Here is a 9713-nt window from a genome sequence, read left to right as displayed (position 1 = left end):
ATCAGCGTGATTCATCGTCGCTAAAGCTGCATGCGTCGAGTCCAAGGTGCGGTGTGACGTTCTTTTAACTTCGTCATCCCATGCGCTATCGCGAAGCTTCGCGAGGAAATACCTCGTGCCCTCTTGACAAAACGGGCCATATCAGTCCGATGTCTGAAAGACTTCCGTTCACGGCAGTGCTCCGCGCCCGAAAATTCGGGCGCGCGCAAGGGAAAAGGGCCCGGTCCACGCGCGGCCCAACGGCCAGGTTGGCTACTCCCGAACACCTTCTTGACGCTCTTGAACCCGCGCGGTTGCTGGCGCAACGATGTCGTCGCGCCGGTGCGGCTATGCGAACAGCTTCACCAGGATCACGATGGCAGTGCCGCCCAGCAACGCAGAGGCCGTCAACAAAAATGTCCTGCGCGTTGACCGGCGCTCATGTTCAAACCTGTCCTGCAAGTCGTGGAGGGTGGTGTGGAACTCGTCGTTCATGATGGCGAAATCGTATGTCGGAATGGGTCTGAGGGTTGGGCGCGATTGAATCTTGATCCCCACCTGCCGATTGAACTGTGACCCGGGGATGAGACCTCACCGACTGTTCGATATGGCGCAGTGACGTTCCAGTCGTCGTAGCGCTGTCAGATGAGAGCCGCGTATTTTCTGGTCGTCCGTTGCCAACCGTCCGCACGATGTCGTTGTCAATGCATCCCGAATGGTGTTCTGCGCCGCGCGGTGCGGGATGGACGCTTTGCCTCCCAGCCCTGCAGCGCATGCGATCCAGGCGACTGCCGCAGCCAAATGCTGACCTTCCCGATCTGATACGCTTATCAATCGCCGGTACTCAGGATGGCTGCTACGTCTTGCCGGTCGCCAAGCAAGCGAATCACATCCAGATGGTCCTCGGTTTCAAAGTAAAGCCACTGGACTGGGAACCCCGTGACGTGCCAGGACCGCAAACCGGCGATCTCGCACAACTGCCCCAGCCGCGGCGAGCCCATTGCCGGCATCCGCTGAATCGGTTTGAGTGCGGCAAGGGCTGCATCGAACATCCGCTCGCCCAACGCCCGCCCGCCCTTTTGCGCGTAGTAGGCCGCGGTGTCGACCAGATCTTGCTCGGCCAGCGGGCGCACCTTGGCCGGCTTCAACGCGTAGCGCCCAGGGCACGCTCCTTCAACTCAACCGCGACGCTGCGCGTGAGCGTGCGACCACTGCCTGAGCTCAGCCCTTCCTCGATCAACTCCCGCAGACGTTTCTTTGCCTGCTCTTCCTGGTCTCGCCGGATCAATTCACGAAGGTACTCGCTGGTATTGCCATACTGACCAGAGCGCACGCGTTGGTCGACATAGCTGCGAAGGGCTTCCGGGAGGGCGAAACTCATCGTGTTCGTGCTCATGTGTCATGATTGCGCGACTATCAATAGTTGTCAAGACCGACAGGTCACGACGATGCTTGGAGCGGCAAGCGGGGCCGATGCGCTTTCACCCGCGGGAGCACTGGCAAGCCGGGATGGCCAGGTTCGAGGATTCAATTCAATTGTTCGAGATTTCCGCTGTCGTCAGCGCTCCCATGGCTCGACGCATTCAAGGGGCTCGCCTCTGCCGGCGACAGGCCGGCATCACGCCCCGTGAGCCATCAAGCGCGGCCGCCGCAGCATGGTCATCACACGCTCGAGAGGTTCCCGGTGCCCCCCGCGGCCCGGGCCAGTCGCCAAGGGAGACCTTGCGTTACCTTTTTATTATCGCAAGTAAAGTAGGACCCAGCAGTAGGGCATGGATCTGAAAAGTTCGAGCGACAACATTCACCCGATTCGCGGCGGCCGCGGGATCCAGGAGGCGCAGGTCTGGGAAGCGGCCGATGTGCTGCTGCAGGAAGGCCTGCGCCCGACGATCGAGCGCGTGCGACAGAAGATCGGCAGCGGCTCGCCCAACACCGTGAGCCCCATGCTGGAACGATGGTTCGCCACGCTCGGCAAGCGCCTGGAGGGCCAGGGAGCCAACCTGGCCGACGGCGAGGCGCATCAGCTGCCTCTGGGTATCGTCCAGGCTGCCAAGCTGTTCTGGGAGACAGCCCGGCGCGAAGCCGACCAGATGCAGGTCCAGAAGACCGAAGCGGCCCGGCGCGAGCTCGAGCTGCAGCGCGAAGCGCTCGCACAGAAGGAATCCGAACTGAGCCAGCGCGAGGTGTCGTTCGAGCAGGCCCGGCTCGCGCTCGATGAGGCGCTGGCCTCATCGCGTCAGGCTGTCGCGGCCATCGAGGCCCAGATGCACACCCAGCAGCGGGAATCAGCGCGCCTCCTCAGCGACTCGGAAGCCGAAGTGCGGCGCCTGCGCAAGGCGCTCGAGGAGGCCGCGGCCAGCAAGGAAGCCCTGCGCGAGAAATCAGCAATGGAACTGAGCGCGGCTCAGCGTGACGCGAGGGAAGCCGAGCAGCGCCATGTTGCGCACGAACGCCGGCTCCTTGCCGACGTCGACCGTGAGCGGGGGCCGCGCGCCAAGCCGCCGCAGATCTCGCGAAGGAGCAGAAGGCCCGGGCGGTAGAGCTCGAGGCAGCGCGTACCGCTCAGGCCACGGCAGACCAAACGCTACAGGCCGAGAAGGCCGCGCACAGCGTGACGGCGGCCGCCTGGTCGCGCGAAGAGCAGGAGATGCGAGTAGAGCTGGCAACCCTGCGCGAGCGCGTCGCCGGAGCAGAGCAGCGCGCAACAGCCCTGGGCGATCGGCTGCGGCGCCAGGAAGAGAAGGCCGAGCGCGAAACAGTCCGCTTGCGCGAAGAGCAGGCGACGACGCTACGCCAGCTCGAGGCTAGACCGGCAGAGAGACGGGCGGAGACCGTTGGGAAGCCTCAGGCCGCTCGGGCAGCGCGGGGCAAGAAGCCATCCAAGTGAGCACGGGTCTGACCTTGGGCAGTCCTTGAATCGCCGTCGCATGGCCAACGAAGATGGACGAGGAACCATGGGCGGATTCCAAAAAAGGGCTCTCGCCGGCGCCCCTGCCCTCCTGTCTCAAGCCAAGTCATGCGCCGCCGCTCGCCATGGGCCTCCAGAGCCTCTGTTCGCTGATCGGATGCGCTTGAGTTCCTCTTTCGTTAGATGGGGTGCTCCAACTCGAGATCGCAAACCTCGGCCTTCGTCTGGCTCCAGCGTTCGAGGATGCGATAGGCATCACGTGCGGTACGCTCGTCGGGGACCACCTTGCGGTTCGTGAGTTCGAGGCGGTGGCCGTTCGGATCGAAGAAATAGATCGACACGCACATGTGACCGTCCTTCGGCCCGATCACCTGGACGCCCGCGCCTTCCAGTCGCGCCTTGGCCGCCATGAGGCTCTCCCGGTCGGGCATCTCGAGTGCCAGGTGCTGCACCCACTCCGGCGTGTTCGGGTCCCGGCCCATCGGCGGCTCCTCGGGAACCTCGAAGAATGCGACACAGCCGCCGTTGCGCATGTGAAAGAAGATGTGGATGTGCGGGCAGCGCTCCTTGGTCGACTGCACATATTCGGAAGTGATCGCGGCCACGAGCGGCATGTCCAGCAACTTCGTATAGAACTCGGTCGTTTGCTTGGCGTCCTTGCAGCGATACGCCACATGGTCCAGCCCGAGCGGGGTGAAAGTCATAGGTGCTCCTGTTGCTTGCAGGACCGGATGTCCTGCGCAGGCGCATTGTGCGCGATAAATGGCATCAATGCCATATTGACACTGATGCCATAAATCATAGAATCGCCCTTCGTTTGAAGGAATGGCGGGATTTATGAGTGAAGCAGAGGTTCTGATTGTTGGTGGGGGTCCGGTGGGCTTGGCGCTCGCGGGCGAACTCGGATGGCGAGGCATCCAGTGCGCGCTGGTCGAGCAGACGGACGGCGTGATCGCACAGCCCAAGATGGATGGCGTGAACGTGCGAACGATGGAGTTCTGCCGCCGATGGGGCATCGTCGACGAGATGAAGGCCTGCGACTTCCCCAAGGACTATCCGCAGGACATGGTCTACCTGACCGGCATCGCGGGCTACGAAATCGGGCGAGAGAGCTTCGCGACGCCCTCGGGTGGCGCGGAGGAGCGCCGCACCGGCCACAGTCCGGAATCGCGCATCCGCTGCCCGCAGACGATGTTCGACCCCATCCTGCAGCGCCACGCGCGCTCGTTCGAGCACGTGGAGTTGAAGTACGAGCACTCGTATCTGGGCTTCGAGGAAAGCGAACACGGCGTGTCGGCGCGAGTTCGCAACCTGAAGACGAACGAGGAGCACACGCTGACGGCGCGCTATCTGGTCGCCTGCGATGGCGGCGGCAGCGGCATCCGCCAGGCCATCGGCGCCGATCCGGCGTCGAAGAACGTCTTGTCCTATTCGACGAACGTGATGTTCCGCTGCCCCGACCTCTACGGCGTCTACGACAAGCCGCTCGCGTACCGCCACTTCTTCATCGGCGAGGAAGGCACCTGGGGCTCGATGGTCGCCATCAGCGGCCGCGACGTCTGGCGGCTTTCGCTCATCGGTGTGGGACACACCGGCAAGCTCACGCCCGAGCAGATCGAAGCGGCGATCCGCCGTGCGATCGGTGCCGACCTGCCGTTCGAGGTGCTGTCGGCCATGCCATGGGCGCGCCGGGAACTCGTCGCGACGCACTTCAGCCGAGGCCGTATCTTCCTAGCCGGCGACGCGGCGCATGTGATGTCCCCCACGGGCGGCTTCGGCATGAACACCGGCATCGCGGATGCCGTCGACCTGGCCTGGAAGCTCCAGGGCGCATTGCGTGGCTGGGGAGGACCGGGACTGCTCGCGTCGTACGACACCGAACGGCGCGCCATCGCGCTGCGCACGGTGAAGGAGGCCACCGGCAACCTGATGCGGACCCTTTCGCCGGGCCGGCAGCCGGGCCTGCTCGACGCCACCCGCGAGGGCGCGATCGCGCGCTACAACCTGGGCCGCAGCTTCTCCGCGACCATGCTGCGCGAGTGGTACAAGCTCGGCGTCGACCTGGCCTATTGCTACGCGGGCTCGCCCATCTGCCAGGCGGGCGAAGGCGAATCGACGCGAGCGGATGCACGGGGCAGCGACAGCAATGGATTGCCGGCCTTCTTCAGCGATGGCTCGCCCGTGACGGCCACCACGCTGCGCGAACGGCAGCGCCTGGGTGTCCACCTGGCCGACGGTGCGCAGATCGACCTGCCATGGGAAGAGCTTGCGCCCGCCGAAGTGATGGTCTATCCCTACGGTGCCCGCGTCGGAGCCCGGGCGCCGCATGTCTGGCTGGCCGATGGCCGATCGACGCTGGACCTGTTCGGCAAGGACTTCACGCTGATGGCCCTTGCCGACGATGGCCAGGCCATCGACCAGTTCGCCAATGCGGCCGCCGCGGTTCAATTGCCGCTTCAGGTCGTCACCTGTCTCGAGCCTACGGTGCGGCACGCCTATTCGGCCAAGCTGGTGCTGGTGCGCCCGGACCAGCACGTCGCCTGGATGGGCGACAGCCTTCCCTCACAAGGCCTCGAATCCTTGATCGACCGCGTACGCGGAGCCTGACCCCATGAAGCAAAAACTCCAATCGATGCCGCACGCGGACGAACTCGCGCCCTCCGCCGGCCTCAGCACCATCCAGCGCCGTCACGAACGCCTGCGAAGGACGCTCTACGAAGAGGCAGGCAAGTTGTTCGAAGAGAACGGCGGCGAGGAAGGCAATGGCTTCGAGGCCACGACGGTCGAGGCCATCGCTGCGCGCTCGGACATCTCGACGCGAACGTTCTTTCGCCATTTCGAGTCGAAGGCCGACGTTATCTACCTCGACCTGCGGCGCTCGATGGAAGAGTACTTCGCCGCCCTGGATCGGCACCTGCCAGCCGACGACGGCCTGTCGGCCGCGGTGCTGGCGCGGATCGACCAGATGGAAGAGTTCTCGAAGGATCCGCTCAATCTGGTGCGCCTGTTGCGCGCCCTTCGCTCCCGGCACTTCGTCAACCGGCGCGCGGCCTGGTACGCGGAACTCCAAGACAAGCTGCAGGAGCGCCTTGTCGCCCAGACACCTCCAGGGCCGAACGCCGCCGCCCATGCCGCGCTGGCGGCGGCGATGGCCGTCAAGATCGGCGAATTGGGCCTGCACCAATGGTCTAGCCAGGGCGGCAAGGACAAGCCCGCCGCCTGCATCGCCCAGGCCTATCTATGGTGCCGGGAAATGTTCGCGGCTAACCACGAGATCGGCCGCGTGATCCTCGAAGAGAAGCACTTCAAGCCCAAGCCGCTGCTGGCGCTCGCGAAAGGGAAGCAATGAATTCCCAGCTTGTTGCCCTGCCGACCCAGCACGGTGGCTACATGGAAAGCCAGAGCGGGCTCCAACGGAGCAATCCGCTGGTCTACGGACACTACGTCCCCGCGCACGACCAGTCGCGGGAGCTGGCGTTCATCGTCTTTCATCCGACGAGTAATTTCCATGGCCACTACCTGTTGGGTCCGATCGCGGCGCGCGGCGCCGGGATTCTCGCGCTCAACACGCGCTACGTGGGCAATGACACCATGCTTTTGATGGAGAACGCTCTGCACGACATCGGCGCGGGGATGCGCTTCCTGCGCGAACAGGGCTACCGCAAGATCGTCATGCTGGGCAACTCCGGCGGCGGTTCGCTCGCCGCGCTCTATCAGCAGCAAGCCGAGAAGCCCACCATCAGCACCACGCCGGACGGACGCCCCTGCAGCATCGCGTCCGCGGCACTGCCACCCGCCGACGCCATCGCGTTGGTGGCCGCGCATCCCGGACGAGCCACCCAACTGCTGGCGAAGATCGATCCATCGGTGCTCGACGAGAACGATGCCACACGCATCGACCCGGCGCTCGACCTCTTCGAGCCCGCGCGTGCGACCCCGTTGCCGCGCGACTGGGTCGCAGGCTTCCAGGCGGCTCAAGCCGCGCGCCTGGAGAAAATCACCGCCTGGGTCGAAGAACGCCTGCATGTGCTCGACCGCACTTGCGCGCCCGAGGTGGCCGACGACGCCTTCATCATCCGCCGAACGCAGGCCGATCCCAGAACCGTCGACCTGACGCTGGACGCCAACGATCGAGCGGCGGGTGGGCTCGGCGGGGACGCACGGCTCTACAACGCGGCCGCGAACGGCTTGGCACGCTTTTGCACCCTGCGCTCATTTCTCAGTCAATGGAGTCCGCGGCACACGCGTGCCCACGGACCGGCTTGCCTTGCCGATACCCGCGTCCCCGTGCTGATCGTCGACTACACGGCCGACCAGACCGTCTTCCCGAGCCACATCGCGCAATGGCAGGCGGCGGCGGGCCAGCGTGGAGCGCTTCGACGAATCGTCGGCGCGCCGCACTACCTGACGCAGAAATCGATGATCGACGAAGCGGCCGATCTGCTCATGGCCTGGTCGCGCGACTGACGACCGGCAACTTACAACAGAGACCACTTGGATAACGCATGAAATTTAGCTCATCTTTCCTTCGACCGGCCAAGAGAGCGGCCAGGCGGACGGCCCTGCGCCAATTGGCCGGATCGGCTCTCGCCGTCCTCCTGATGACCGGCGGCGCGCAGCTGCTGGCGCAGCCGGCCGGCAAGATCATCCGCATCATCGTGCCGTACGCGGCCGGCGGCGGTACCGACATCTTGGCCCGCCATCTAGCCGAGGCGCTGGGGACCGAGCTGAGCAACACGGTGATCGTTGAGAATCGGGCCGGCGCCAGCGGCAACATCGGCGCCGACTACGTGGCAAAGGCAGCGCCGGACGGCACGACCTTGTTGCTGGGCGACCTAGCATTGGCCGTCAATCCGAGCCTGTTCAAGCGCATGCCCTTCGACCCCATGAAGGACCTTCAACCCATTGCCGGAGTGGCCGTCGCGCCGCTGGTGATGGTGATCGGCCCCGGCGTGACGGCCAGCAACGTGAAGGAACTCGTGAGCTTCGCGAAGGCGAATCCGGGCCGCCTCTCCTTCGCTTCCGCAGGCAATGGCAACCCGCCCCACATCGCGGGCGAATTGTTCCGCACCGAGACCGGCACCGACATGATCCATGTCCCGTACAAAGGCGTCGGGCCCGCACTGACCGACGTGATCGGAGGGCAGGTCTCGATGCTGTTCACCGGGCTGAGCAGCGCCAGGCCGCAGATCGATGCGGGCAAGATCCGGGCGCTGGCCGTGACCGGCGCCCGTCGCGCGCCGACACTGCCTGCTGTGCCGACGATGGCCGAGGCGGGCTTTCCCAAGGTCGACGTGACGTCGTGGTGGGGTCTCTTCGCGTCCGCCGGCACGCCGCCCGAAGTGGCAAAGGCGATCGCCTCGGCCACGCAAAAGGCACTGGGTCAGCCTCGACTGAAGGAGCGCCTCGCTGTGCAGGCAATCGATCCGGAATTCGCCGACGCAGCGTCGTTGCGCGCCAAGCTGAAGTCGGAAAGTGAGCGCTGGGGGCGAGTCATCCGCGCCGCCAACATCGTGCCGGAGTAAAGTTGCCCAGACAGACAACCGCTGCCCTCGGCCCCGTGTAAGAACTCAATGATCTCCCTTTCCTTGAATGGGGGGCAAGCTAGTGTAGTGCGCTCGAAATAGTGGAACTTATTTGATGCGGCACACTCCGACCCGGACGGAGGTCGTAATGCGCATTGCCCCAAGGATCGAACTGGATGCTGCTGTTCAACGAGAGTTGACTGCCCTGGCGCGGCGAGGCCGCGTCGAGGCCCGCGTGCAGCAATGGGCCAAGATCGTGTTGCTGGCCGCCCAGGGCTGGCAGAACAAGGACATCGCCGCCGAGGTCGACCTGGATCGGCGCCAGGTGGCTTTGTGGCGCCAGCGCTTCCTGGACGGCGGGGTCGAGGCCCTGATGCATGATGCGCCGCGCCCCGGGCGCACTCCCAGTGTGACGGCCGAGCTCGAATCGAGCATCGTGGACAAGACGCTTCACGACAAGCTCATCGCGGCCACGCACTGGAGCACGCGCACGCTGGCTGCGCAACTCGGGGTGGGGCCGACAACCATCCGCCGCGTGTGGAAGCGAAACGGCCTGAAGCCGCATCGCCAGAGCAGCTTCAAGCTCTCGCGAGACCCGCGCTTCGAGGACAAGCTGCTGGATGTCGTCGGGCTGTAGCCTTGCAAACTGGGGGCGTCCATGTATATATCCGGCCTTGTTTGCATGGTTCGTCTGGTTTCCCAGGCTTGCCCGCTGGCCCCGATGCATATCCGCTGACAAGCACCTCGTCTCAGGGACGGACTCTTTATGTCCGGCAATCAGTTCAGGTTTAGCTCGTCCCGGTCTGACCTGTTTCACATCACTTCACTCGTTGCTGCCTCACTGCCCTTGCGAAGACTGGACAATATCCTTTCGGTTGAGGGTTGATTGTTCATTGAACTTCTCGGCCTCACGCCGCATGCGGCCTGAACCGCCCCGGATTTTGAGGAGGCTCCTTCGATAGAGAATGGAGCCAAGATGAGGAAGTCCCCGAAGTTTTCCCCCGAGGTTATGGATCGCGCGGTGCGCATGGTCTTCGACGCCAAGGACCAGTAGCCAGATTGCTCGAGCATCCGTCGCATCGGTTTTGTTGCCGCTCACGAAAGGGCGCACCGCCTTGGCGTGCAGCAGGCGCACGCTGTGGCCTAGCCCCGTCAATTCACGCGCCCAGTGATGCGCACCGCCGCAGGCTTCAATGGCGATCAGACAGGGCTGGCGATTGGCAAAGTGCTCCATGACCTTGGCTCGCTTGATCTGCACGTTGACGATCTCACCCGTGCCCATGTCCACCGTGTGCAGCTGA

10 protein-coding genes and 1 pseudogene are annotated in these 9713 nt (G+C 64.5%); 6 read left to right on the top strand and 5 right to left on the bottom strand.

Annotation, left to right across the window (positions count from 1 at the left end):
• Positions 1-327: 327 nt before the first annotated feature.
• From AC1DNF_RS34960 to AC1DNF_RS34950, 3 genes are all read right to left on the bottom strand, one after another.
• Positions 328-474, bottom strand: coding sequence for a hypothetical protein (locus AC1DNF_RS34960; RefSeq protein WP_478153447.1), 147 nt, complete (start codon positions 472-474; stop codon positions 328-330).
• 335 nt (positions 475-809) lie between these two features.
• The gene (locus AC1DNF_RS34955) at positions 810-1127 is read right to left on the bottom strand and encodes a type II toxin-antitoxin system RelE/ParE family toxin (protein ID WP_478153445.1); all 318 of its coding nucleotides are present in this window, start codon (positions 1125-1127) and stop codon (positions 810-812) included.
• Positions 1124-1375 (bottom strand): type II toxin-antitoxin system ParD family antitoxin, encoded by a 252-nt coding sequence (locus AC1DNF_RS34950; RefSeq protein ID WP_478153443.1) that lies wholly within the window; start codon positions 1373-1375, stop codon positions 1124-1126. Before AC1DNF_RS34950 ends, AC1DNF_RS34955 begins: the two co-directional genes overlap by 4 nt.
• Positions 1376-1751: 376 nt before the next feature.
• Between AC1DNF_RS34950 and AC1DNF_RS34945 the strand changes: the two genes are divergently transcribed.
• Positions 1752-2519 (top strand): DNA-binding protein, encoded by a 768-nt coding sequence (locus tag AC1DNF_RS34945; RefSeq protein ID WP_478153441.1) that lies wholly within the window; start codon positions 1752-1754, stop codon positions 2517-2519.
• Between the two features lie 547 nt (positions 2520-3066).
• Here the strand turns inward: AC1DNF_RS34945 and AC1DNF_RS34940 are convergent.
• A complete protein-coding gene (locus AC1DNF_RS34940) occupies positions 3067-3591 on the bottom strand; it encodes a VOC family protein (RefSeq protein WP_478153439.1) in 525 nt (174 codons plus the stop codon).
• A gap of 133 nt (positions 3592-3724) precedes the next feature.
• On the opposite strand from AC1DNF_RS34940, the gene AC1DNF_RS34935 reads away from it, so the two are divergent.
• The 5 genes from AC1DNF_RS34935 to AC1DNF_RS34915 all read left to right on the top strand — a co-directional run bounded on the left by AC1DNF_RS34935 (position 3725) and on the right by AC1DNF_RS34915 (position 9049).
• Positions 3725-5494 carry an FAD-dependent monooxygenase gene (locus tag AC1DNF_RS34935; protein ID WP_478153437.1) on the top strand — a complete coding sequence of 590 codons (1770 nt, stop codon included), beginning with the start codon at positions 3725-3727 and terminating at the stop codon, positions 5492-5494.
• A 4-nt stretch (positions 5495-5498) separates the two neighbouring features.
• The gene (locus AC1DNF_RS34930; protein ID WP_478153436.1) at positions 5499-6236 is read left to right on the top strand and encodes a TetR/AcrR family transcriptional regulator; all 738 of its coding nucleotides are present in this window, start codon (positions 5499-5501) and stop codon (positions 6234-6236) included.
• Complete coding sequence (locus AC1DNF_RS34925; protein WP_478153435.1) at positions 6233-7354, top strand: alpha/beta hydrolase; 1122 nt, start codon at positions 6233-6235, stop codon at positions 7352-7354. The genes AC1DNF_RS34930 and AC1DNF_RS34925 overlap by 4 nt, the downstream gene beginning before the upstream one ends.
• A gap of 38 nt (positions 7355-7392) precedes the next feature.
• Positions 7393-8412, top strand: a complete 1020-nt coding sequence (locus AC1DNF_RS34920; protein WP_478153433.1) for a Bug family tripartite tricarboxylate transporter substrate binding protein — start codon at positions 7393-7395, stop codon at positions 8410-8412.
• 148 nt (positions 8413-8560) lie between these two features.
• On the top strand, positions 8561-9049 hold the full coding sequence (locus AC1DNF_RS34915) for a helix-turn-helix domain-containing protein (RefSeq protein WP_478153431.1): 489 nt from the start codon (positions 8561-8563) through the stop codon (positions 9047-9049).
• A gap of 408 nt (positions 9050-9457) precedes the next feature.
• Here the strand turns inward: AC1DNF_RS34915 and AC1DNF_RS34910 are convergent.
• Positions 9458-9713: pseudogene (locus AC1DNF_RS34910) on the bottom strand (IS110 family transposase); the annotation flags it as partial.

The organism is Variovorax sp. 01T432 (assembly GCF_056398605.1).
This window is presented reverse-complemented; position numbering and strand designations above follow the sequence as displayed.